This window comes from Sphingomonas sp. (assembly GCF_035490575.1).
Lineage (GTDB): Bacteria > Pseudomonadota > Alphaproteobacteria > Sphingomonadales > Sphingomonadaceae > Sphingomonas.
On the sequence record NZ_DATJLI010000018.1, the window covers coordinates 1 to 24,640 of the forward strand.

The 24,640-nt window shown below is 64.9% G+C and carries 15 protein-coding genes, 1 tRNA gene and 1 pseudogene; 11 read left to right on the plus strand and 6 right to left on the minus strand.

Translation table 11 applies throughout. The annotated features are described in order from the left end of the window. The 11 genes and pseudogenes from VL973_RS01125 to VL973_RS01175 form a co-directional block, all read left to right on the plus strand. Window positions 1–789: glycoside hydrolase (locus VL973_RS01125; protein WP_475526497.1), on the plus strand; the 789-nt coding region annotated here is incomplete at its 5' end. Window positions 790–896: 107 nt separating this feature from the next. After that, window positions 897–3,674 (plus strand): TonB-dependent receptor, encoded by a 2,778-nt coding sequence (locus VL973_RS01130; protein WP_325282198.1) that lies wholly within the window; start codon window positions 897–899, stop codon window positions 3,672–3,674. A gap of 148 nt (window positions 3,675–3,822) precedes the next feature. Further along, complete coding sequence (locus VL973_RS01135; protein ID WP_325282199.1) at window positions 3,823–4,371, plus strand: (2Fe-2S)-binding protein; 549 nt, start codon at window positions 3,823–3,825, stop codon at window positions 4,369–4,371. Between the two features lie 102 nt (window positions 4,372–4,473). Beyond that, the gene (locus VL973_RS01140; RefSeq protein ID WP_325282200.1) at window positions 4,474–5,466 is read left to right on the plus strand and encodes an RcnB family protein; all 993 of its coding nucleotides are present in this window, start codon (window positions 4,474–4,476) and stop codon (window positions 5,464–5,466) included. 82 nt (window positions 5,467–5,548) lie between these two features. After that, a complete protein-coding gene (locus VL973_RS01145; protein WP_325282201.1) occupies window positions 5,549–6,226 on the plus strand; it encodes a prolyl hydroxylase family protein in 678 nt (225 codons plus the stop codon). A 164-nt stretch (window positions 6,227–6,390) separates the two neighbouring features. Next, window positions 6,391–6,651 carry a hypothetical protein gene (locus VL973_RS01150; RefSeq protein ID WP_325282202.1) on the plus strand — a complete coding sequence of 87 codons (261 nt, stop codon included), beginning with the start codon at window positions 6,391–6,393 and terminating at the stop codon, window positions 6,649–6,651. Window positions 6,652–6,727: 76 nt separating this feature from the next. Continuing rightward, on the plus strand, window positions 6,728–8,485 hold the full coding sequence (gene recJ, locus VL973_RS01155) for a single-stranded-DNA-specific exonuclease RecJ (protein WP_325282203.1): 1,758 nt from the start codon (window positions 6,728–6,730) through the stop codon (window positions 8,483–8,485). Window positions 8,486–8,551: 66 nt separating this feature from the next. Further along, window positions 8,552–8,626, plus strand: a tRNA-Glu gene (locus tag VL973_RS01160). 218 nt (window positions 8,627–8,844) lie between these two features. After that, window positions 8,845–9,501: a hypothetical protein gene (locus VL973_RS01165; RefSeq protein WP_325282204.1), complete on the plus strand. Its 657-nt coding sequence runs from the start codon at window positions 8,845–8,847 to the stop codon at window positions 9,499–9,501. Window positions 9,502–9,685: 184 nt separating this feature from the next. Next, the gene (locus VL973_RS01170; RefSeq protein ID WP_325282205.1) at window positions 9,686–9,952 is read left to right on the plus strand and encodes a hypothetical protein; all 267 of its coding nucleotides are present in this window, start codon (window positions 9,686–9,688) and stop codon (window positions 9,950–9,952) included. Between the two features lie 138 nt (window positions 9,953–10,090). Further along, window positions 10,091–10,612: pseudogene (locus VL973_RS01175) on the plus strand (HsdM family class I SAM-dependent methyltransferase); the annotation flags it as partial. On the opposite strand, the gene VL973_RS01180 reads toward VL973_RS01175, so the two are convergent. The 6 genes from VL973_RS01180 to VL973_RS01205 form a co-directional block, all read right to left on the minus strand. Beyond that, a complete protein-coding gene (locus VL973_RS01180) occupies window positions 10,611–11,084 on the minus strand; it encodes a MarR family winged helix-turn-helix transcriptional regulator (protein ID WP_325282206.1) in 474 nt (157 codons plus the stop codon). The pseudogene VL973_RS01175 and the gene VL973_RS01180 sit on opposite strands and share 2 nt — an antisense overlap. Next, a complete protein-coding gene (locus VL973_RS01185; protein ID WP_325282207.1) occupies window positions 11,071–13,962 on the minus strand; it encodes a UDP-N-acetylmuramoyl-tripeptide--D-alanyl-D-alanine ligase in 2,892 nt (963 codons plus the stop codon). Before VL973_RS01185 ends, VL973_RS01180 begins: the two co-directional genes overlap by 14 nt. A 230-nt stretch (window positions 13,963–14,192) precedes the next feature. Next, window positions 14,193–15,380, minus strand: a complete 1,188-nt coding sequence (locus tag VL973_RS01190) for a beta-barrel domain-containing protein (protein WP_325282208.1) — start codon at window positions 15,378–15,380, stop codon at window positions 14,193–14,195. Further along, the gene (locus tag VL973_RS01195; RefSeq protein WP_325282209.1) at window positions 15,377–17,524 is read right to left on the minus strand and encodes a type I secretion system permease/ATPase; all 2,148 of its coding nucleotides are present in this window, start codon (window positions 17,522–17,524) and stop codon (window positions 15,377–15,379) included. The genes VL973_RS01190 and VL973_RS01195 overlap by 4 nt, the downstream gene beginning before the upstream one ends. Before the next feature lie 2 nt (window positions 17,525–17,526). Then, window positions 17,527–18,849, minus strand: coding sequence for a TolC family protein (locus tag VL973_RS01200; RefSeq protein ID WP_325282211.1), 1,323 nt, complete (start codon window positions 18,847–18,849; stop codon window positions 17,527–17,529). Window positions 18,850–18,952: 103 nt separating this feature from the next. Next, the gene (locus VL973_RS01205; protein WP_325282210.1) at window positions 18,953–24,631 is read right to left on the minus strand and encodes a BapA/Bap/LapF family large adhesin; all 5,679 of its coding nucleotides are present in this window, start codon (window positions 24,629–24,631) and stop codon (window positions 18,953–18,955) included. Between the last annotated feature and the right edge of the window lie 9 nt (window positions 24,632–24,640).

The following is a 24,640-nucleotide window of genomic DNA, read 5'->3' on the forward strand; positions in this document are numbered from 1 at the left end:
GACGCGACCCATGCCGCGCTGCGCCGCCACGCTGCCGACACCGTCGTCAGCGCGCCCGACGAAACCAGCTCGCACCTGTTCCTGCGCGACTGGGCCGCCTATCCGGCAGCCACCCGTGCCCGGATCGGGCAGCTCAACGTGCACAGCTATGGCAACGTCCACCAGACCGCCGTGCGCGACATCGCGCGCAGCAGCGGCATCCGGTTGTGGATGAGCGAGAACGACACGCCGCTGTCGAAAGACCCCGAACAGTTCGACGGCATGAACTCGGCGCTCGCCTTTGCCGAACATGTGGTCGGCGACCTGAAACGGCTGGAACCCGCGGCCTGGATATTCTGGCAGGCTGTCGAAAATATCAGCGGCGGGTCGGCGGGCGGGGGATCGAACTGGGGCCTGTTGAAAACCGATCTCCGCGCCCCGGCACAGGGTCCGCACACCGTCCATGTGACTCGCAAATACTGGGCGATGGCGCACTTCAGCCGCTATATCCGCCCCGGATATCGGCTGATCCGCGTCGATGACCATGACAGCGTGGCCGCTCTGTCACCTGATGGGGGCACGCTGGCGATCGTTCACGTCAATGGCGGGATTTCACCGCGACGACTGATGCTGCCCCAGGGATGGGGCGGGTCAATGGTCGTGACCAATGCGGATCGAGTGGTTTCGTGCGCGCCGGGCGCGACGGTGCCGCCCCGGTCGATTGCCAGCTTCACGCTGACGCGCGGCGGCTCGCCCGGAGAGCGGGCGTGTCATGATCGAACGCCGAAACGAGCGGCGGCACATAAATAATACAATTCATCGATTATCAGGCTTCCGCCCGCTTCCCAAATCTGTTTTAACTCCGATTCGGATTTGTCCGACAAAACGGATGAGCCGTAATTGGGGGAGGATATTCAATGCGTAGAATCGTGTTGATGACGGGTGGTGCGATGGCGGCAATGATGGCGTCGGGCGCGTCGGCGCAGACGCAGGATGCCCCCGCAACGCCGCCCGCAAACGAAGAAATCGTCGTTACCGGCATTCGCGCGTCGCTGCGCTCGGCCCAGGCGCTGAAGCGTGACTCCGACTCGATACTCGATGCGATCGTGGCCGAGGATATCGGCAAATTGCCGGACAACAATGCTAGCGAAGCACTGGCGCGCGTCACCGGCGTGCAGGTTTCACGCTATAATGACGAAGCCAATCAGGTCCTGATCCGCGGCCTGCCCGATGTGACCACCACGTTCAACGGCCGCGAATTGTTCACTGCCGAAAACCGCTTCGTCCAGCTTCAGGATTTCCCCGCCGGCGCGCTCGCCGCGCTTGAGGTCTACAAGTCGGGAACCTCGGACCTGATCGAACCGGGCCTTGCCGGTCTGGTCAATGTGCGCTCGCGGCGGCCCTTCGACTTCAAGGGGTTCGAGATCGCCGGCGGCATCCGCGGCGCGTATAACGAGCAGGCGGACAAGGTCGACCCGATCGGCAACATCCTCATCACCGACCGCTGGGACACCGGCATCGGGGAGATCGGCGCGCTCGTCAATTTCGCCTATACCCAGGCGCATTATCGCAACGCCGTTCGCTACAACGAAGCCGTCATCGGCGCGCCCGATCGCGGCAACGACAATCCCGACGACGACATTCCGGTGACGACCACCGGTGTCGGCAACAGCTTTCGCTTTCCCGAATCGATCGGCAATTTCTACAGCCGCGGCAAGCGCTGGCGTCCATCGGTCAACGGTACGCTGCAATGGCGCCCCAATGCCGAACTCGAAGTCTATGCCGAGGGTATCTGGCAGGCCTACCGCGCCGAACAGTCGAACGAATGGTTCAACGTCAATCTGGCGCGCGCCGCACCGGACGGAACGCTGCCCGTGCTGAGCAACGTCGTGCTGGCCGAAGGAGAAGCCGACAAGGCCGTCAGCCTGACCAAGACCGGCGGCTATCCGGCGGAGATGTATCGATCGACCAACAATGACCGGACCGACACCTATCAGGGGGCGTTCGGCTTTGACTGGCGAATGAACCGGGCGCGGCTGCGGTCGGATTTCGCCTATACCTACAGCGTCTATACCGCGTCGGAATACAGCCTCGATTCGCAGTTCGCCGGCGCGCCCACCGTCAATGCCGAATTCGATGTCAATGGATCGAGCGCATTCGATCTGGGCGGCTATGACGCGATGGACCCGGCCAACTATATCTGGCGCGGATTCTATGATCGCCAGTATCGCGCCACCGGCGATGGCATTCAGTGGCGCACCGACCTGGAACTCGACACCGATCTGGACTGGCTGCCCCGGCTGGATTTCGGGCTGCGCTGGACCGACCGGACAGGCTCGCTGCGGCAGGGCAATCGCTATGCCTATACGCCGTCGCTGAACATCCGGCTGGACGATATCGGGCTGGGCGGGCTTGAGGTGGTGACCGACGGTTTCCGCGGCGACGAACAGCGCTTCCGCAACTGGTTGATGCCGTCGCGCGAATCCATCCGCGACAATTTCGACGGCCTTCGCGAACGCTCGCTGGCGGCCTTGCAGCAACTGGTCCTGCTCAACCCGACCGACCAGGGTTTTGCCGATCAGCTTCAGCGGTTCAGCACCGTCGACGTGCCGGTCGATCCGCTGGGCGGCTTCCGGGCGCATGAGGCATCCTATTCCGCCTATGCCCAGGGCCATTATGATTTCGCGCTTGGCGGGATCGAGATCGACGGCACATTCGGTGTCCGTCTGGTCAACACCAATGGCCGCTATACCGGCGCCAGCCGCCTGGTCAGCCCGGACGGATCGGTAAGCTTTGTCGAGGAAACCAACCGGCAGAATTATGTCGATGTGCTGCCGTCGGTCGCCGCGCGGATCCGCTTCACGCCCGAACTTCAAATGCGCCTTGCTTACAACCAGACGCGCACGCGGCCCAGTTTCGGCCAGTTGAACCCCGGTTTCAACATCACCTTCAACGATCAGTCGGGCGGCGGTTCGAACCAGATCTACGATGCGTTCGGCAGCGGCGGGAACCCCGACCTGCAACCGCTGACGTCCAAGAATTATGACGCGACGCTGGAATATTATTTCGCGGACAACGGGTCAGCGTCGGTCGCTGTATTCTACCGCGACCTGTTCGGCTTCATCAGCAACTATACCCGCGACGTGCAGGACCCGGTCTATGGCCTGCTGCAACTTACCCGCCCCGAAAACGCCGGCGCCGGTGAGGTGAAGGGCGTGGAGGCCAGCTTCCAGACCTTTTTCGACTTCCTGCCCGGCCTTTTGTCGGGATTGGGGGTCCAGGCAAACGCGACCTATCTCGACGGCAAGAACGCGCTGCCGACCGCATTGGGCGAGGATGCGCCGCTGGTGCGGATTCCCGGCGTGTCGGAATGGACCTATAATCTGACGGCGTTCTACGAAAAAGGACCGATATCGACGCGCCTGTCCTACAATCGCCGTTCGGATTTCGTGAACAACTACAACCGCAATCCCAACGAGGAGCAATATACCGGCGAAGCGACACGCGCGATCACGCGGCTCGATTATTCGCTCGCCTACAACATCACACAGAATGTGACCTTGACCGTTGATGTGAACAACATCTTGGCACAGCCGTTCCGTAATTTCCGCTACTATAACGAAACGCAGTTTTTCCCGCGCGATGTTCGCGAGGAAGGGCGTTATTACGGGGCAGGAATGCGCTTCCGATTCTGAACGCCATGTTGCCCCAGGGCCGTGCACCCGGTGGCGTGCGCGGCCCTTCCAATTTCGGCAGGATCGTCAGCATGGGGTTCAACGCCACTCGACTGCGGCATCGCGCACCGTTGGTATTGCACGGCGAGCGCGCTAGACCACGGGTCGCATGACCCGCCTGACCGTCAACAACCAGCCGATCCGATATGCGCTCGCGCCCGACACGCCGCTGGCCCACGCACTGCGCGACGCATCGAACCTGACCGGCACCAAGATCGGCTGCTCGAACGGCGAATGCGGCGCCTGCACCGTCGATATCGACGGACGCGCCGTGCGATCGTGCACCGTCACGCTGGCAATGGTCGAAGGCAGCTTCGTCACCACGATCGAGGGGCTGGCCCGCGACCGCGACCATCCCGTGCAACAGGCGTTCCTGGCCGCCAATGTCTCGCAATGCGGGTTCTGCATTCCCGGCATCGTCATGTCGGCGGCGGCGCTGATCGGCCGGGAACGCGATCCGGGCGACGATGCGATTCGGCGCGCGGTCGACCATCATTGCCGCTGCGGCATCCAGCCGCGCCTGGTCGACGCCGTGCGCCGCGCCGCCGCGCTGGCACGCGGCGACGAACGGATCGCGCCGGTCGCCCGCCCCGGCATCGATGCGGAGGAGGCGGCCGCCGCCGTGCCCGCGTTGGTTGCGCCGGCCAAAGCTGACTGAATGCTGTCATCGCAATTCAGCAACCGCTCACGGCGAATGGCATAGACCATGCTTAACGCGGCACCGGGCCGATCATGGGCGCGCCGCCGGAGGAATGAAGTGATGCAGATGAAGTGGATGCTGGCGCTTGCCGCCGCGACCGCCCTGATGCCCGCCGCGGCCATCGCGCAGGAGAATCGGGGGCGCGAAGGGCGCAGCTTTGAACGTAGCGAACGCGCCGCGCCCCGCGCCGATCGGGGGCAGCGTTTCGGCGGCGGCCAACGCGGCAATGTCGAACGGCCCGTTCGCCCCGCCTTCCGGAACGACGCCCCGCGCGCCCAGGCGCGGGCGGAGCGCCGGGCCGAACGGGTTCAGCAACGCCAGGCGACGCGCACGGCGCCAACCGCCGGACGCCCGGCTGTCCGCGCCGAACGCCGCGATGATCGGCGGGGATTCCGCGCTGAGCGCCGCGACGACCGGCAGGCGTTCCGGGTGGAGCGCCGTGACGACCGTCAGGCGCTGCGCGGCGGCACGGTCAATCGCCAGCAGTTTCTGCGTGACCGGCAACAGGACCAGCGCGCCTTCCGTCAGGACCGTCGTGACGATCGCCAGGATTTCCGCGCGGACCGGCGGGATGATCGCCGCGACTGGCGCGGCCGTGAGGGCAATCGCGACTGGCGCCGCGATGACCGTCCGCGCGGCCTGATCGGTCAGGGTGAGCGCCGCTGGTATGGCGACAATGACTGGGGCAACCGTCGGGACCGTGACCGGCGCGACTGGAATCGCGGCGACTGGAACCGGGGTGGCTGGAATCGCGACTGGCGGCGCGACCGGCGCTATGACTGGCGCGGCTATCGCACCACCAATCGCAACCTGTATCGCCTGCCGCGCTATTATGCGCCAAGCGGATGGGGTCGGGGATATCAGCGTTTTGGCATCGGCTTTTCGCTCAGCAGCGTGTTGTTCGGGCCGGATTACTGGATCAACGATCCGTTCAACTATCGCCTGCCCGATGCATATGGTCCGTATCGCTGGGTGCGCTATTACAATGATGCGCTCTTGGTCGACTTCGACACGGGCGAAGTCGTCGATGTCGAACATGACATCTTCTGGTAAGATCGACGGGATGTGATGCGGGGCCGGTGCAGCGATGCGCCGGCCTCTTGCATTTCACGCCCCTCGCGCGGCAGGAACGGTCATGGCCACCGCACCCGCCCCCGCCGGCAGCCCCAGCGAGACCCGCGCCCGCATCGGCCGCGATGTCGCCGCGCGCCTCGAAGCCAACCCCGCCATTACCCGCGTGCCGGTGGACGGCGCACAGGTCTATTATCACCTCGATTTCCTGGACGATGCCGAATGCGATCGGCTGATGGCGCTGATCGACATCGGGCGCCGTCCGTCAACGCTGCTCAGCCAGGCCAAGGACCCGCAATTCAGGACCAGCGAAAGCTGCGACATGGACCGGTATGCACCCGATATCCGGCCGATCGACGAACGGGTCGCGGCGTTGATGGGGATCGCCCCCGAACAGGGTGAGACCATGCAGGGACAGCGTTATGCCGTCGGCCAGCAGTTCCGCGCGCATCATGATTTTTTCCACGAAAGCGAACCCTATTGGCCCGCCATGGCGGCCTATGGCGGTCAACGCACCTGGACGACGATGGCCTATCTCAACGATGTCGGGGAAGGCGGCGCGACCTGGTTCCCGCAAGCCGGCATTCGGATCCCGCCCCGCCGCCGGATGCTGCTCATCTGGAACAACATGAAGCCCGACGGCAGCCCTAACGAACTGACCCTGCACGAAGGGATGGCCGTGGTGGAGGGCACCAAATATATCTTCACCAAATGGTTTCGCGAAGGTCGCTGGCTGAAATAGCGTTTTTCACCGATCGATCGCATTCCACTTGGTGGGAATTGCCAATTCTGGTCGGGGCATTGTCAGGAATGGCTGATTTTCGCTCTTTCTGAAAACTGGCACGATCGCTGCAAAGCCCCTGACATGCAGGCAAGCAGGCCTGCGATCCGTCAGGGAGACTTGAAATGACGCATGGTTCGATCGTTACCCGCACCGCTTTCGCCGCGCTCAGCCTGGTTGCCGGCACCACCTTTTGCACCGGCATCGCCAGTGCCGAGGAAGTGGCCGCCCCCGCCCCACGCGCCGCCGTATCGGTCCCCGCCGCGATGGATCGTGACATCTGCGTCAAGACCCAGCTGCCGGGTTCGGTCGTGCCGCGCACGCTGTGCGCCACGCGCGGCGAATGGATCAGCACGCAGGGCGTCGATCCCGTAGCGGCCAAGTGATGGCAGGTTGACGGGGCCGACCGCATCGGTCCCGTCCCCCTAGCCGGGGGCGTGATGGCACGCTAACCGGCATCGAATGCTTCCGGTCTGCAACGTCACACGCTCGATCCTTGGCCAGCCATGGCATTGGCGCGGGCTGGCGGGCGACACGCTGGATGCGGGATTTGTCGCCGACGACCTGGTGACGCGGCTGTTAATGGCACGCGGTTGCCCACGTGAGGCGCTGGAGCTTCACCGCGCACCTTCGATCCGCGGCTTCATGCCTGATCCTTCGATCTTTCGCGACATGGACGTGGCCGCAGGGCGGCTGGCCGATGCCGTCGAACGGCGCGAACAGGTCGCGGTGTTCGGCGACTATGACGTGGACGGCGCGACGTCGGCGGCGCTGATGGTCCTCGTCCTGCGCGATCTGGGGATCGAAGCGCGCCCCTATATCCCCGATCGCCTGATGGAAGGTTATGGCCCGTCGGGCGAGGCGCTGGTCCGGTTGGCGGGGGAAGGCGCCAGCCTGATCGTGACGGTCGATTGCGGCGCGCAGGCGTTCGACGCGCTGGCGATGGCGCGCGACGCGGGCGTCGATGTGGTGGTGGTCGACCACCATAAATGCTCGACCGCGCTGCCGGTCGCCCATGCCATCGTCAATCCGAACCGCATGGATGAAGATGCCGGTGCCGCGCACGGCCATCTCGCCGCCGTCGGTGTCGCGTTCCTGCTGTCGGCGGCGCTGCTGCGCGAACTGCGCGCGCGGGGGTTTTTCGCGGCACGCGCCGAGCCGCGCCTGATCGACCTGCTCGACATCGTGGCGCTGGGCACCGTCGCCGATGTAGCCGCGCTTCGGGGTCTCAATCGCGCGTTCGTGGCGCAGGGACTGAAAGTGATGGCGGCGCGTCGCAATATCGGCCTGTCGGCGCTGATCGACGCATCGCGGCTGACGCGCGCGCCGACCGCCACCGATCTGGGCTTTGCGCTGGGGCCGCGCATCAATGCCGGCGGGCGTGTCGGGCGCGCCGATCTGGGCGTCCGGTTGCTGACCACGCGCGACCCGGACGAGGCACAGGCGATCGCCGCCGAACTCGACCGCCTGAACGAAGAACGCCGCCTGATCGAAGGGCAGGTTCAGGAAGCGGCAGAGGCGATGTGCGGCGGCGACTGCGCCGTCGCGGTCGTGTCGGGTCAGGGCTGGCATCCCGGCGTGATCGGCATCGTCGCCGGGCGTTTGAAGGAAAAGCTGGGCCGCCCTTCACTGGTCATCGCCATTGGCGACGACGGCGTCGGCAAGGGATCGGGCCGGTCGATCCCCGGCGTCGACCTGGGCGCCGCGATCCTGTCGGCCAGGGAACAGGGCCTGCTGGTGGCGGGCGGCGGGCACGCGATGGCGGCGGGTGTGACGGTGGCGCCGGGCGGCGTGCCCGCGCTGACCGCCTTTCTCGAGGAACGGCTGGCCGACGCGGTCGAGCGCGCGCGACAGGACCGCTCGCTGCTGCTCGATGCGGTGCTGGCCCCTGGCGGCGTCTGCGCCGAGCTGGTGGACGCGATGGAAGCCGGCGGCCCCTATGGCATGGGCTGGCCCAGCCCGCGCGTCGCCGCCGGTCCGGTGCGCGTCATTCGCGCCGACCGGGTCGGCAACGGCCATGTCCGCGCGATCGTCGCGGGCGATGATGGCCGCAGCCTCAAGGCGATGGCGTTCCGCATGGCCGACACCGATCTCGGCGCCGCCCTGCTCGGCTGCCCCCCGCACCGCCGCCTGTGGCTGGCCGGACGCGCGCGCCGCGACGACTGGAGCGGACGCGGCGAGGCGGAACTGCATATCGACGATGCTGCATGGGCCGATTGAGCCAGATGTTACGATTGGCGCTTGACCGACGCGGGCAGGTCCCTTACTGGCGCGGCTCGCCTCGATGGCCCCTTCGTCTAGCGGTTAGGACGCGGCCCTTTCACGGCTGAAACACGGGTTCGATTCCCGTAGGGGTCACCAACCGTTGAAAATCAATGGTTTAGCGACTTAGTTGGCGCCTTTGTATCACAGCTGTGTATCACAGCTTTTTGGCTCGGCGCGCAGATGACATCTCGTCGAAAAAGTGGAACTTTGCCGCCCCGTAGGCGGAACGCTCGCAAGCTCCAGCGGGACGTAAAAATCTACGGAGTTCTGCGGCGCAGCGTGCCCGCGGCCTTGGCTGGCATGGCACCCTTCAGGTGCCCGTCGAGCCCCTATCAGTCTACATGGGAATCGTTGGGCCGAAGGCGAAGTTCAACAACGTCCTCGCCCCCTTCCCCAAACGGACGCAAGACAATGGGCGTGCGATGCCCCACTGGAACGATCTGACGCTCTGGCTCAAAGTTCAGCTCGCGGTGATGCTCATGGACGAATGGAGCTTCCAGACCTTCTCGATACACATCCATCCTGACCTTGAATCGAAATGGGTCAATGAGGGTCGAGACGTAAGGGCGCAGGTCCGTGATCGCTTGCGCAAGGAACTGGCCAGCATCCGACCGGACTTGGAACACTTCTTTGTCGTGGAAGGCTGGAGCAAGCTGACCAAGGCTCCGACGCGACTGCATATCCATGGCGCGGCGCTTATCGACCCTGATGAAGACGGCGAGCGCATCGTCGATGCTGCAATGCGTGCCGCGGGTCAGGGTCAGCGTGGACGGCCGGTCACCCCTCGAGCCAGGCACGGCGCACTGTTCACGCGAGCCGGCCCCAGGTATGCGAACTACCTGCTGAAGAGCGTGCGCAAGGCTGATCCGCGACTGGTCGAGAAGCGCTTCACGATGTCGCGCTCGATCGTCGATGCTACCCGCGACTTCTGGCATCAGATCACCGGACGCAATCTGGTGTCGATAGATTGAGGGTATCGCCCCACGTGCGCTGGGAACGCGCTAGAGCGCGACCGCGCAGCCACCCCAATCAGCACCATGTCGCTGGCGTGCTCTAGGGGCGCTTCGCAACCGCAGCCCCACATCCTTCCCACCCGCACGCCATCGCGGGCGGTGTCAGAACCTCAGCATCGACAACAACGATCGAGGTCTGACCATGAACCTATTCAATGCCCTTATCGTCCAGACCGGCGAGGAACTCTGCGTCGCCGCCCGCGATGTTGACCACGCCGCCGAGGTCTTCGTTTGCTTCTGGGCTGCCCGCACTGGCGGTGCTCCCGGTGATTTCGCGATCGGGCGCGGCGCACCGCCTGCCTATCGCGGCCATGTTACCGTGGACGCGGTCGAGCGAGGTGATGTCGCTGGCGTCCTCGTGCTCCAGATCGATGAGATGGTGGCCTTCGAGCCGGCGGTCGGCGCATGATGACCGTCGCTGGCCGGACGAGCCGCTGGTCGATCTACCGCGTCACCAGCCCCAGCCACGCGGCTGTCGTGATCGTTGCGGCCAACATGGCGGACGCGCTCTCGATGGCGATCGAGTATCAGCGCTTGCGCCAGATCGGTGATCTTCGAGTATTTCATGGGCCAGTTCGCCGCTGCGTTCATGCAGAAGGGCGGCGAGTATTTCACCCCGGCCTCGATCGTGAAGCTCATCGTCGAGGTCATCGAGCCCTATCACGGCAAGATTTTCGACCCCGCCTGCGGGTCCGGCGGCATGTTCACCCACTCAGCTGATTTCGTGCGCCGTCATCACGCTGCACCCGAACGCGAAATCAGCGTCCATGGCTGCGAGAAGATGGCGGACACGCAGCGGCTGTGTCGCCTCAACCTCGCCGTCCACGGCCTGTCGGGCGACATTCGTGAGGCCAACTCCTACTACGACGACCCGTTCAAGCTGGTCGGCAAGTTCGACTTCGTGATGGCGAACCCACCATTCAACCAGTCGGAAGTGGACAAGGCGCTACTGGTTAGTGAAACTGGCGTGGCCGATGCCCGCTTCGCTCAGGACGAGATGACCGGCCACGGCTTCCGGGCAATGGCGGCGACACTCTTGAACGAGATGGGTCTATGGCATCCCGATGCTAGTCGTCCGCGTTCCGCGTGCGCTCACGCGCGACCGGAAAGAATGAAATAGGTTTTACCGCTTTTTTATCGCCCGACGCCCCGCCGCTCGCGTCGAACAAATGCTTCAGAAATGAGATCATTGCTGTCCGGCCGTGTGCACTCAATGTGACTAGAACTCGACGGTGATCGATCGGATCATAGCTTCGAATGACGAGGCCGGCTTCTTTGAGCCCCTCGATCCGGCGAAGAGAACTGGTCGGGGTTTCGCCCAAAACGGCTATGGCCTCCTTGACGCACATCGTGCGCTGCTCTTCGGCAACGATAAATAATTCGAGCATGATGTCCCAAGCAGAATCCCGGAATACGTTCTTGGGAAAATGTTGTGAGCAATTGATCCGCGCCTTCTGCGTTTGCCGCGCTAGCTCAAGAAGCGTGGGTTCAGGCGCGCCGGTTGCCCATCGTTTGGCACTGCTATGATCATGCGAGTCCATGCCGATGCCCTTGCGTTGCGCCATCGTGAAGCACAGTGGAGCGGGATAGGTACAATTCGTCGGATCTCGCTGCCGGGTGCGCCGCGCTCTTCATTTCGCGGGCGAGCTTGTGAATGCCGCTGCCGTGCGAGCCTTTGATCAGGATGACATCGCCGTCACGAATAAGGTCACGCCACCGGGCAAGAAGCTGTACCAGATCGCTGGCATGGATGCCGCGGCAAGCGACCGGCAGGTCGGACCAGCAGGACGCATAGAGCGCACCCACGACATGCACCTCATGAATCCGGTGGCGGCGGATGAGCGGTGCGAGGGCTGAGTGGTAGGCGGCCGCATCCGGCCCCAGTTCCAGCATCTCGCCAAGGATTGCGACGCGGCGCCCACCGGTCGTCGATCCCAACAGTTCCAATGCTGCCGCCATCGATGCGGGATTGGCGTTATATGCCTCGTCGATTACAGTGACGCGCTTTCCATCCACGAAGATCGTCGCCGTTTCGCCGCGTCCGGCAAGCGGTCGGAAGCTCGTCAGCATGTCCAGTCCGCGCTCCGGCTCTTGCGACAGCGCCTGCAGCGTGGCCAGCACAGCCAAACTGTTGATCGCCATGTGACGGCCGGGCGCACCGAGCTGATAACGAAGCGGTCCCAAACGGGTCCGCACCTCCAGCCCGTCGCCCGAAACGCCGATCAGTCGAACGTCGGCCGCCTCCGCCTCACCATAGCTTATCACGCGCAGGCCGCGCGCAAGTGCCATTGCGCGCACGCGCGGCAATTGGGCCATATCGGCGTTGAGGATCGCCGTTGCGCCAGGCGCCATGCCTTGGAAAATGGCGCCCTTTCGGCGGGCTATTGTCGCTAGGTCATGATGGAACTCAAGATGGGCGGCCGCGATGTTGGTAAAAACGGCGACATCCGGGCGGGCCAGCGCCGCATTTTGTGGCATCCGTCCAATCGCCAGTTCCATGACGATGTGGGGTGTGTTCCACGGAATCGAGGCAAGGTTCCAAGCGACGCCATGGGGCAGGTTCGCGTTCAGCCGCGTTTCGCCCACCTCGCCCCACGGGCGCAGCGCATGTGCCAGCATGGCGACCATCGTCGTCTTGCCCGCGCTGCCGGTCACCCCGATCAGCTTGCCGCGCATCATTGCCCGCGCGTGACGGCCAAGGGCGAGCACGGCTTCACCATTGTTGGGCACGGCCAGAATCGGCAGGCCAGCGTCGATGTACCGGTCCGGCGCACTGGTGATGATGGCGGTCGCCCGCGCCTCCAAAGCGCCGATCGCGCGCCGCGGAATACCGCGATCGGCGTCATCCTCGCCGCGCATCAGCGCCATGTCGCCGCTGCGCAGGCTGGACACATGGATACAAAGACCGGCCGCTTGCCAATCCTTTGGCGGGGGCGTCACCCATGCTCCGTTCGCGGCCGCAGCCACATTTTGCGCGGTCCAGCCGGTGGCGTCCGAGCGCGCCCGTTTCTCCTTCAGCAGATGCTGGCGATAGGCGATCAGACCCGAAAGATAATGTTCGACGTCATCGATCCGCACGCGAAAGGCGTGATGCCGGATGAAGAAGCTGCCGACGATCCGGTCCGGATTGGCGAAAAACATGGCGAGTTCGGGCCAGAAATGGCCGTTCAGCAGATAGCGTGCGCGGGCATGCAACGCGCGGTCGAAAGCGGCGAGATCGAAGTTGCGGAGCAAGTGCCGATGCGCGGGTTCGCACGCGAGGCGCTCGATCATCCACTGCGCCGCCATCATCAGTTCAAGGAGGGTCGGGAAGGTCGTGATGCGGTGCTCGACGAAATCCAGATGACCGCGCACGTTGTCCAGTCCGAACCGGAACCAATCCTCTTCCGGACAATGCCGGGTGAGTTCGTTTGCGCAATAGCCCAGCCAGTGGTCGTGCGCCGTGGCATGGCCGGCCGTGATGAAATAGCGAAAGGCTTGCCTGACCGCCCTTAACCAGCGCGGATCGCGGGTCAGGCCATAGAGGCGCATCAGTCCGAACGCCGCCTCGCCATCATAATAGATGATGCGGAATGCGTGCTTCACGCTCAAGGTTGGATAATGCAGCACATGCACGAAACGGCCGCTTTCTTCATCCTGCATGTACAATATGCCGGCCGCCAGACGATCGAGCAGCGGGCGATAGCGGTCGGTCGCGAACAGTTCGCTATATTTGACCAGCGCCAGCAAGCAGACTGCGTTGCCGCCAAGTTTGATCTCGTTGCCCGTGTCGATCAGGAACGCTGCCGGCGTTCCGTCCGGCAGCGAAACCAGCCGGATCAACTCGTGCTCCAGATATGCGAGCGCCCGCTCGATGGCCGACAACAGGACCGGCGCTCGTGTCACCTCCCAGCTTTCCAGCATGGCATAGGCGGTGCTCGCGTGGCGCAGGCTGTTATAGGCGTTGATTGGCCGATCGAAGCAGGGATGCCAGCCATATTGGAAGCGCCCATCCGCCTGTACCTGCGACGCCAGATAGGCGCTGCCATCGTGGATCAGCCGCTCCAACGTCGCAGGATCGAGCCGGTCGACCGTGCGACGCCCGGCGTTGCGCCCCTGCTGACGGATGGCATGGACGATCCCATCCGGCCCCGTGAACATCCCCGCCGTCGAGAATAGCCAGACCGGCGTGTCGTCGTCGAAGTCGATAGCGTCGATGCCGTGCCGCAGCCGCGCATAGCGAAGAAAATTCGACTCGTTGATGATCGCGGTTGGATGCCCGTTTCCGCCATACAGCATGGCGTTGGCATTGACCTCCGTCTCGAGAAACGCGCACTCCAGCCGCGCGTCGATGGCGATTCCAAGCCGGAAATAGTTGCGCTTGGTCCGATCCAGCCGCGTCCGCAGGCTGCCCCAGTCGGTCCGCTCGACCGCCTGCACCCAGTCGACCCGCAGCCAAGCGCATTCCTCCGTCACGCAAGTCAGCGCGGCCACGGCGTCGGCCCAACAGCGATGCGCGTTCGGGCCGGCAAAGCGCAGGGTGCGCGCTCGATCCGCCCCGGTCGTGAAGGATACGAAAAGGACCACGCGCGGTGCACCGTCGATCGATACCGGATCGACATGCGCCAGCCGATCGCCAATCACCGCAAGCCTTTGATTCAGCATTGGTGTCATCGCTCGCGCAGCCCCTCGCGCGCACGGTTCAGCGGCTTCATCAGATATTGCATCACCGTCTTGCTGCCGGTGTGAATGTCGACGGTGGCGATCATGCCGGGCACGATCGGAAATCGCTTCCCCGCTTTGTTTATCAGCGCAACGGACTTGGTCCGTACGAACACGCGGTAGTAATAGATTTCGGGGTTCACCTCGTCCTTGATCGTGTCGGGCGAGATACTTGAAACCTCGCCCTCCAGCCCGCCATAGATCGAATAGTCATAGGCGGTGATCTTTACCGTGGCGCGCTGATTGGGATGGATGAAGGCGATGTCGCGCGGCGAAATCCGCGCTTCGATCAGCAATTGGTCGTCGAGCGGCACGATCTGCATGATCTCGCCGTTCGGCGCCACGACGCCCCCGATGGTGGAAACGTCGATGCTCTTTACGACACCGCGCACCGGCGACCGGATGGTCAGCCGCTCGAGCGTGTCGGACCGGCCGCGTACCACGGGCTCAAGCGCTTCCACCTCCTCGCTCATCTCAGCGAGTTCCTGCTGCGCTTCGACGAGGTATTGCGAGCGCAAATCCGCCTTCTTCAGTGCAAGGTCGGCGCGCTGACGCTTCAGGCGCAGCACCTCGACATTGCTCGCCGCGCCGACCTCGATCAGCGATTCGCCGATCCGAACTTCGTTGCCGATGAGGGCAAGCGACTCGTCGATGAGGCGTTCGGAACTGAACAGGCTGTGTCGCCGGTCGTGATAGAGGCGGGTTTCCGCCGCCCTGAGCTCTGCATAGTCGTCCAGCGCGGGCGGAAAGGCGATCGCCGATCCGGTGATTTCAGCGCGTAGTCGTGCAGCGCTAGCCAAGGCCGCACGATATTTCGCGGCGCTTTCTTCGACCGTTGACCCTGCCTGCGTCGGATCGAGTTGCGCCACAATCTGGCCGGGCTTCACGATATCGTCCTGCCGGACCATCATCTTGGCCAGGATGCCGCCTTCCAGCGACTGGATAACCTGTTCGCGGCTGGTCGGCACAACCCGTCCGCTGCCACTGGCGACCTCGTCCAGCCGGGCGAACCACGCCCAGGTCAGCGCAACGACAAACAATCCCGCCAGCAACCAGACCAGTCGGCGCGCGCCGGCGATGCGGCCACGGCCTTCGTCGTCGAACTGCCAGTCGGCGTCGATGCCCGCGCTGCTCATGCCACCTTGGCCCGGTGCGCCTGCATGGTACGCAGCGCCACGTCCCGCGGCTTGTCGAGCAGGATGGCGCCATTGTCGATCACGATCACCCGCTCGACCAGTTCCAGCACCCGCATCCGGTGCGTCGCGACGACCAGCGTGCGACCCTTCGCCCAATTCTTCAGGCCGTCGATGAAGTGCCGCTCCGACACCTCGTCCATTGCCGCGGTTGGCTCGTCAAGCAACGCCACGCGCGGATGGCGCAGTAAAAGGCGTGCGAGCAGCAGCGACTGTACCTGCCCGCCCGAAAGCCCCTTTCCGCCTTCGAAGATGACGTGCTCCAGTCCGCTGCGCAGGCGGCGCACGAACTGGATCCCGCCTGACATCGCCAGCATCGACAGGATTTCCTCGTCGGCCGCATCCGGCGCGCCAAGCATCAGGTTTTCGCGAATGGTGCCGTGGAACAGCCGGCTGTCCTGCGACAGGAAGCCGACGTCCCGGCGCAAATCGGCCGGGTCGACATGAGACGTCGCCAGATTGTCGACCAGCACCTCGCCCGACAACGGCGGCAACATGCCGGACAGCGCCTGCAACAGCGTCGACTTACCCGCGCCGTTGCGGCCGAGCAGCGCAACCTTCTCCCCGGCCCTGATCTCCAGCTCGTTGACGGTCAGCGCCGGCGGGCTGTTGGGATCGGCATAGCCGAAGACGCCGCTGCGAATGGTAAAGCCGCCGGCGATCGAGTCGACCGCGATGCGATGCTCCGCCTCGGGTCGATCGACGGGCAGCGCCATGATCTGATTGAGGCTGCCCATCGCCACGCGCGATTGCTGGAAACGGCTCAGCAGCGCGGTCACCTGTGACATCGGCGCCATCATTCGTGATCCAAGGATTGAAGACGCCACCAGCGCGCCGGTGGTCATGTCGCCGGCGATCACCATCGGCGCGCCCGCACAGATGATCCCTGCATAGACGCCGTTCTGCACGTTCTGCGTCCACACGGTCAGGCTGTTGGTCAGCCCGCGAAGCTTCAGCTGCGCTTCGCCAGCGTCGGCATTGTATCGGTTCCAGTGCTGTCGAAACCGTTCTTCGGCCTGCAGGGACTTGATATCCTCGATGCCTTGCACCGCCTCGACCAGCATCGCGTTACGCAGCGAAGACTCGCGCACCGACTCGGTCGCATAGGTCCGCAATCGGCGCTGGGCGAGCAGGCCAGGCAGGATGAGCAGCGCCACAGCGCCGAACGGCACCAGCACCAGCGGTCCGCCAATGAACCAGAGGATCGCCAGAAAGATCAGGAAGAAGGGCAGATCCGCCACTGCCGCCACGGTGGTGGAAGTCAGCAATTCGCGCATCTGGTCAAGGTCGCGCAGCTGAGCGATGAACGTGCCGGTCGAGTTCGGGCGCGCCTGGTTCCGCACATGCAGGGCATGACCGAACACCCTGTCCGACATGCGCAGGTCCGCCCGCTTCCCCAGTATGTCGACGATATTCATCCGCAACCGACGCAGCAGGAAATCAAAACCGATCGCCAGCGCGACCCCTAGCGCCAGAATGTAGAGCGTCGGATAGGATTCCGCCGGTAACACCCGATCATAAACCTGCATCGAAAAGATGACGCCCGCCAGCCCGAGAAGGTTGGCGATGCACGATGCCACCATCACATGCACATAGGATCGACGATCCTGCCACAGGATCCGGCGCAGCCAGTTTTCCTCCCGACGGTGGACATAAGGATCCACCCGCATGTCCGGGGCAGGGCGCGAGGGACGGACGATGACGACCATCGACGCCTCGCGCGCCAGTTCAGCGATCGGCCTGCGCATTTGCAATCCGGCTTCGCCCGCCATCGACAGCGTGGCCTCGCCCGTCTCTCCGACATCGGTCACCAGCATCAATGCGCCGTCTCGCGTCCGAACGATCATCGGAGGTCGCCAGCCGATCAATTGATCTCGCTCGTTGATCGAGCGGAAGCGGACTGACAGGCCCAACGCGCGTGCGATCGCCCGGACGCGCGCTTGCTCTCCGTCAAGGCCCGCCCAGACTCCGGCAAGCTTCGCAACCTGGTCGCTGTTGGGCAGGCCGTAATGACGCGCCGCTTCCTGCAGAAGGTGCGGCCAGCCATCGACGGGCATGGCGCCCTCAAGGTCGATAGGGCGCGTCATTTTCATAGCGGCACCCCGCGCATCACCTCTTCGGTCAGGTCAAAGACCGCCCGCGTGCGCCCCGAATTGTAGAGGCAGTCCAGTTGCAGGCGACGAAGGTCGTGCGCGCTGTTAACGGCCTCGAACCGCACCTGCTGATATTCCTGCTCGGCGTTTAGCAGGTCGACCAGGGTGCGCGTGCCCATCTGCAGATATTGCAAACGATACAGTTTCCCCGTTTCGTCCATGTTGCTTTCGCGCGACGCAAGGGTCGTGAGCAAAGCGTTCAGGCTCTCGATCTGTTGCTGTGCTTCCGCAAGGCGCTGCGCGGCCTCGTTGCGCGCCTGCTCGATCGCCGCGTCCGCCGCTTGCAGCGCGAAGGACGCGCCGCGCACGCGGGCCTTGCTGATGCCGCCGCCAAACACGTTGCTGGTGACGTTCAAACCGAGCGAATAGGCGCTGCGCTGATCGGAAAAGGGATCGGACACGTCGATCGTGCTGGTTCCGCCAATCGAAACGGTCGGCATCTGGTCGGCTCTTCGGCGCTTGAGATCGGCGACCGCCTGTCTGCGCTGAGCCTCCGCGACCATGACGGCGGGCACTTCATCCCAATCGGGCGGCGGTTGTTGGCAAGCTGACATCAGCCAGTCCGGCGCATCGTCGGCGACGTCGGCGGGCGGTGCGGGGCGTCCCAGCAGATAGGCGAGGTTGCTCGACCACCGGCGGCGCGCAGCCTCGATCTGCGACAGCGTGGCGACCGTCGCCTCGACCCGTGCCTGTGCCTGAAGGCCGTCCGACTTGGTGGCCGCCCCCATGCGCACGCGGTTGCCGACAAGGTCGCTGATCGCACGCACGCGCTCAAGCTGGTCGGTGGCGACCGCGTGCAGCGCTTCGCCGCGCTGGACTTCGGTCACCGCATAACCGGTCTCGCGGACGAGCTGGTCGATCGCCAGCAGCAATTCCGCCTCGCCCAAACGGGTTCCGGCTAGGGCGAAATCGACGTCGCTCGACACCTTCCCGAAGTCATAGAGCATCTGCGATACGTTAATTTGCGGGCGCGGGCGCCAGTCCGCCGTCAGCCGGCTGTCGAGCCCAGTGGCCAGCCCGGCGCTGATCTGGGGCGAATAGCCGGCGCGAGCTGCGTCGATCTCGGTCTGACGGGCATTAAGTTCACCGGCTGCCCGCTTCAACGTTGGATGCCATGCAATGGCCTCGCGCGCTGCGGCTTCCAATGTGAGCTGCCGTCCCACGATGGTTGCCGGACCGCTTTGCGCGGTCGCGGCTGACATCGTCAGGGTGGCTGCTGCCACGAAACAGGCTGTGCCGCTGCGGAACCATGTTCCCATGTCGGTCAATCCTCATCCGATGGGGACGAGGATGAGGGGCAGAGGTTACCGATAAGCTAATGACAATATGACATTTGTTCGGATTGGCGGCCTCACAATCTACTCAGACGGGCGACGCGCCGTTCGAGATGTCCCGATCGATCTCCTCGCTGTTCGTCAGGTAGCCGAGCGGATCCTGGGGCACATCAATTGGCGTTGGCTCGACCGTCTCTGCGCCTTGAGAGGTGCTGGTCGCGACCGTTTCGGTCCGCTCCGGTGATGAGTTCGCGTTCAGATAACTGCCCAACACGTCCTCCAGCGTGCCTTGGCCCTCGAACATTTCATAGGCCAATTGGCTCAGTCGACCATCGAGCGACACTGGCGAAGATATATCCGTATCGGACTGAACATCGCCGGCGGACGCCATATCGACCCTGCTTTCAGCCGACGCCGCTTCGATCAGGTCGCCGCTCGACAAAGCGGCAATCCCGCTGTCACTCTCGTTTACCGGCGCGCTGTGCATTCCGTCGATCGTCTCGCTGGTGAATGTCGCGATGTCCGTCTGGGGGCCGCTTTCCGCGATCGACGTCACGGCCGAAGTTTCACCGGTGCCGACATCGATGCTTACGTTCAGCGTCGCCGTGGCAGTTACGCCATTGGGCTGGACAATCTGGTAAATGAAGCTGTCGGTCAGATCGACAGTTGAGTATGGAAGCGCACCCCGCGGCGTATAACTGAATTCGCCCGTTTCGTTGACCGTCAGCGACCCATAAGTGCCCTGCACGGTGACCGGCGTGTTGCCGATCTCGACGAAGCCGCTTCCTGTGCCCACCTTGACCACTGCGAAGTCCGTGCCGGTGGCATCGTTGACCAGCAGGTCGCCCTGCGTGCCGGTGACGCCGGCAACCTCGAACTGGTCGAGATGGCTGATCGACTGGCTGATATAGACGGTCGAACTGTAGGCCGTTCCGAGCACGTTGGTGCTCGACACCGTGTAGGTATAGTTGCCCGCCGGCAGGTCTTCGAACGTATGGGTAATGCCCGACCCAAGCGGCAGCCCGGCAACCGTCGTCCCCGTATAGCTTTCGACCACCTGCCCCGCGGCGTTCCGGACCGTGATGGTATAGCTGGGCAGTAGCGCGATGGTACCGCCGCGGATCACGGTAATCGTGATGTCCGCCTCGCTGTTGGCCGCGACCGTGAAGCTGTCGCTGCCGGACCGTGTGCTCAGGATCGGCGTGCTGAACGCGAATTCCTGACTTGTGGGCACGGTTTCCACGACATTGCGATACTCGACGCCTGCGGTCGCGCTGTCATCATTGGCGACCGGCGCCGCGGTGATGTCGTCGCTGCCGATCGCGATCGACAGGTTCGCCGTCTCCGTTTCGCCGTCGCTGCGGTCGATCAGCGTATATTGGAACACATCCGTCTTGCCGATCGCCGCTGCGGTTGCGAAGGGCGTATAGGTATAGCTGCCGTCCAGGTCGATGACGAGCCGGCCGAACGCGCCGTTCACGATTGTGCCGTCTGCGGTCACCGCCGTCGTCACGCCACTGACGGTAACGCTCTGTACCTGCGTCTGCGGACTGACGATATCGACCTGGCCATTGGGCCCGGCATCGGTGATGACGTTGCCATCGATCTGTTGCGGCACGATGCTACCGATATCGGTGAAATCCAAATCCATCCCGGACACGTTCAGCGAACCCAGCAAACCAACACCCAGCGTGCTGTCAAACGTGACGAAGGCGCGATACTGACCGGGCCCCAGCGTCTCGGTACTGACCAGGTTGCCGTTCAGCAACGTAAGCTCCAGCAGCGAGGCGCCGTCCGCGCCGCCCACCGCGACCCATTCCGACCCGTTCCACTGCTGGACCGCAACGGTGTAGCCGCTCAGCAAACCAATGCTGAGCGTGGCGTCATAGGTGAAGACCGCGTTCAAACTGTGGCCGTCCGCCACCGTGAAGCCGACACTGGGCGTCGCCAGTATCTGCGCATCGAGATCGAGGACTCCCAGCGACACGAGCGCCACATAGCCGGCGCTGCCAAGATTGACCTGTGTCGTCACGGGCAGCAGGTCCACCAGCGCGATCGTGCTGTTGTCGAACGCCGCGATGTCGAACGGCGCACCGACGATGCCGGGGGCCGACTGGTTTCTGGCCAGATCGGTCTGCGTAACCGTCAGGTCCGCACCGCCGATCTGTGGGCTCGACAGGGTGATTGAGAACAGCCCATCGGCCGCGACGATGCCGGTGCCGAGCAGTTCGCCTGTTCCGTCGCGCACCTCAACCGTCGCGCCGGCTTCGCCGACACCGGTCACGACCGTGCCGCTGTCGTCGATCGCCAGGTTCGCCGGTGCCGACGGCGCCGTGATGTCAGGGGCATCGACGCTGACCTCCGGCGAAATGTTGCCGGCGACGTCGGTCTGGATGATGTCGATCGTCTCGCCATCGGCCTGCGCCTGCGTCAGCGTGACCGTATAACTGCCATCGGCTGCCACCAGGACAGTGCCGATGATGATGCCCGCTTCATTGGTGATGGTGATGGTCGCCCCGGCTTCGCCCGTGCCGGTGACCGTCGTGCCGTCGGGCGCAACGGTGGCCGTGGGCGCGTCCGGCGCGGTCAGGTCGGGCGCGGTCAGCGGCACGTCGGCGGATGCATTCCCCGCCGCGTCCACCTGCGTAACCGTCAGCGCCTCACCATTGAGCAGCGGCGGGTTAAGTGCGACGAGATAGCTGCCGTTCGCGGTCACCGTGCCGGTGCCCAGGATCGTGCCATCTGCATCGCGCACGTCGACCGTGGCACCCGCTTCACCTTGTCCCGTGACGGACCCGCCATTGGCGGCGATCGCCGCTGTCAGCGCGTCGGGGGCGGTAATGTCCGGCGCGGTCAGCGGCACCTGCGCCGACAAATTGCCCGCCGCGTCCGACTGGACCAGCGTCAGGCTTTCGCCATTCACCTGCGGTGCCGACAGGGTGGCGCTGTAGCTGCCGTCGACCGCAACGATGGCGACGGCCAGCAGCACGCCGGTAGCGGTCGTGATACGGATCGTCGCGCCGGCCTCGCCCGTGCCGGTCACGATCGCCCCGTTGGCCGAGACCGTGCCGGTCGGCGCGTTCGGGGCCGTGTTGTCGGGGGCGAGCGTGGTCGCGGGCTGCGAGACGTTGCCCGCCGCATCGGCCTGCGTGATGCCCAGCGTCTCGCCATTCACCTGCGGCGTCGTCAGCGTCGCACTGTAAGTGCCGTTGGCCGCCACGATTGCCGTGCCGATTGCCGCACCATTCGGGTCGGTGATGGTGATGGTGGCACCCGCTTCGCCGGTACCGGCGACGATCGTACCATCGGGCGTGACCAGGCCGGTCGGCACCGCCGGAGCGGTAAGGTCCGGTGCCACGGTCGGGACGGAGGGCGACACATTCCCTGCGGCGTCCACCTGCACGATGCCCAGCGTTTCGCCGTCCCGCTGCGCCGGCGTCAGCACTGCACTGTAGCTGCCATCGGTCGCCACCGTCGCGTTCCCGATGACCACGCCATCCGGGCCGGTGATGCTGATCGCGGCACCGGGCTCGCCGGTGCCGTTGACCACCATGCCATCCGCCGTGACGGTGCCGGTCGGCGCATCGGGTGCGGTGATGTCGGGTGCGAATACATCCACCGCCTCGGACACATTGCCGGCCGCGTCGGCCTGCGTGATGTCCAGCGTCTCGCCATTGACCTGCGGGTCGTCCAGCATGGCGATGTAGCTGCCGTTGGCGCCGACCGTTGCGGTGCCAATGACGGCGCCGTTGGCATCCGTGATGCTGATCGTCGCGCCGGACTCCCCTGAGCCGGTCACCACCATGCCGTTCGACGACACGGTCCCGGTCGGCGCATCGGGCGAAGTGATGTCGGGCGCGGTGATCGGCACCTGCGGCGACGCGTTGCCCGCCGCGTCGACCTGCGCCAGCGTCAGCGCCTCGCCGTTGGTCTGCGGCACGTCCAGCGTGACGCTGAAGCTGCCATTGCCGGTGACCGTCGTCGTTCCAAGCAGCGTGCCTGCGGCATCGGTGATAGTGATGGTCGCCCCGGCCTCGCCCGTGCCGTTCACCACCGCGCCGTCCAGGGTAATCGTGCCGACAGGTGCATCGGGCAAGGTGATGTCGGGCGCGATCAGGCCCACTTCATCCGAAGCATTGCCCGCGGCATCGGTTTGCACGAGGCCGAGCGGCTCGCCATTCACCTGCGCCGGCGTCAGCATGACGATGAAGGCACCATTGGCGCCGACGGTGGCGGTGCCCAGCACAGCGCCGTCGGCGTCGATGACGCGGATCGTCGCGGCGGGTTCGCCCGCGCCCGTCACTGCGGTGCCGTCGGACGTCACCGTCCCCGTCGGCGCATCGGGTGCGGTAATGTCGGGTGCGGTGATCGGCACCTGCGGCGAAGCATTACCCGCCGCATCGGTCTGCGCCAGTGTAAGTACCTCGCCGTTGGTTTGCGGCACGTCCAGCGTCACGCTGAAGCTGCCATTGCCTGCCACGACGCCGGTGCCCAGCACATTGCCGGCCGAATCGGTAACAGTGATGGTCGCCCCGGCCTGGCCGATCCCGGTCACCGCGCCGCCGTTCGCCGCCACCATGCCGCTCGGCGCATCGGGCGCCACCAGGTCGGGCGTGGGCACCAGCATTGTGCCGGACTCGTTGCCCGCACCGTCGGTCTGCGTGACGCTCAGTGTCGATCCGTCGTCCTGCGCCGGGTCCAGGGTCACCGCATAATTGCCCTGGCCATCGACGGTGGCGGTACCGATGACCGCGCCGCCGGCATCGCGCACGGTAATCGTTGCGCCTTGCTCACCCGTTCCGGTCAGCACGGCGCCGGTGTCGTCGATGATCGCCATCGGCGCCTCCGGCGCGGTCAGGTCCGGTGCCGTAACCAGCGTCGGGACGGAGCTGCTGCCCTCGCCGTCGGTCTGAACGACAACCAGCGTCTCGCCATCCTGCTGCGGCGTATCCAGCGTGATGCTGTAGTTGCCGTCGCCGTCGACCGCGCCCGTGCCCAGCACGATTCCGCCCGGACCCTTCACCGTGACGATTGCCAGCGGTTCACCCGTGCCCGACACGATCGCACCGTCCTCGGAAATCGTCGCGGTGGGGGCGTCGGGCGCGCCGGGGCCGCTCAGGTCGGGCGCAACGACGGTCAGGTCAGCGGAGCCGTTGTCTGCGGCGTCGCTCTGTACGACCGTGAGTGGTTCGCCGTGCACCTGCGGCGGGGTCAGCGTCGCCGTCCAGTTGCCGTCCTCATCGACGGTGGCGGTACCGATCACTACATCGGCCGGATCGCGGATTGTGATCGTCGCGCCGATCTCGCCGGTGCCGGTCATGCTCGCACCATCGCCGGCGATATCGGCCGTGGGCGGCTCTGGCGCCGTCAGATCCGGCGCGATCAGGTCGATCGCATCGGAGACATTGTTCGCGCCGTCCAGCTGCGTCACCGTCAGCGGCTGGCTGTCCAGCTGCGGCGGCGTCAGCGTCACCGAGTAATTGCCCTCCGGATTGACCGTTCCGCTGCCCAGCAGCGTGCCATCCTCGGACCGAACCTCGATCGTTGCCCCGGCCGCGCCGGTGCCCGTCACCAAGGCCCCGGTTTCATCGATCGTTGCCGTGGGCGGCGGCGGTGCGGTCAGATCGGGCGCGACAAGGTCGATGTCGGGCGAGACATTGCCCGCCGCATCGCTCTGCGTGACGTTCACCGCCTCGCCATCGGTCAGCGCCGGGTCGAGATCGACGCGATAGTTGCCGTCGTCGTCCACGGTCGCCGCGCCGATCACCGTGCCGGT

Bases quoted from the DNA above. Each gene is read 5' to 3' on its own strand.
- VL973_RS01130 (WP_325282198.1), top strand. From the start codon at position 897: ATGCGTAGAATCGTGTTGATGACGGGTGGTGCGATGGCGGCAATGATG.
- VL973_RS01135 (WP_325282199.1), top strand. From the start codon at position 3,823: ATGACCCGCCTGACCGTCAACAACCAGCCGATCCGATATGCGCTCGCG.
- VL973_RS01140 (WP_325282200.1), top strand. From the start codon at position 4,474: ATGCAGATGAAGTGGATGCTGGCGCTTGCCGCCGCGACCGCCCTGATG.
- VL973_RS01145 (WP_325282201.1), top strand. From the start codon at position 5,549: ATGGCCACCGCACCCGCCCCCGCCGGCAGCCCCAGCGAGACCCGCGCC.
- VL973_RS01150 (WP_325282202.1), top strand. From the start codon at position 6,391: ATGACGCATGGTTCGATCGTTACCCGCACCGCTTTCGCCGCGCTCAGC.
- recJ (WP_325282203.1), top strand. From the start codon at position 6,728: ATGCTTCCGGTCTGCAACGTCACACGCTCGATCCTTGGCCAGCCATGG.
- VL973_RS01170 (WP_325282205.1), top strand. From the start codon at position 9,686: ATGAACCTATTCAATGCCCTTATCGTCCAGACCGGCGAGGAACTCTGC.
- VL973_RS01180 (WP_325282206.1), bottom strand. From the start codon at position 11,084: ATGGACTCGCATGATCATAGCAGTGCCAAACGATGGGCAACCGGCGCG.
- VL973_RS01190 (WP_325282208.1), bottom strand. From the start codon at position 15,380: ATGAGCAGCGCGGGCATCGACGCCGACTGGCAGTTCGACGACGAAGGC.
- VL973_RS01195 (WP_325282209.1), bottom strand. From the start codon at position 17,524: ATGACGCGCCCTATCGACCTTGAGGGCGCCATGCCCGTCGATGGCTGG.
- VL973_RS01200 (WP_325282211.1), bottom strand. From the start codon at position 18,849: ATGGGAACATGGTTCCGCAGCGGCACAGCCTGTTTCGTGGCAGCAGCC.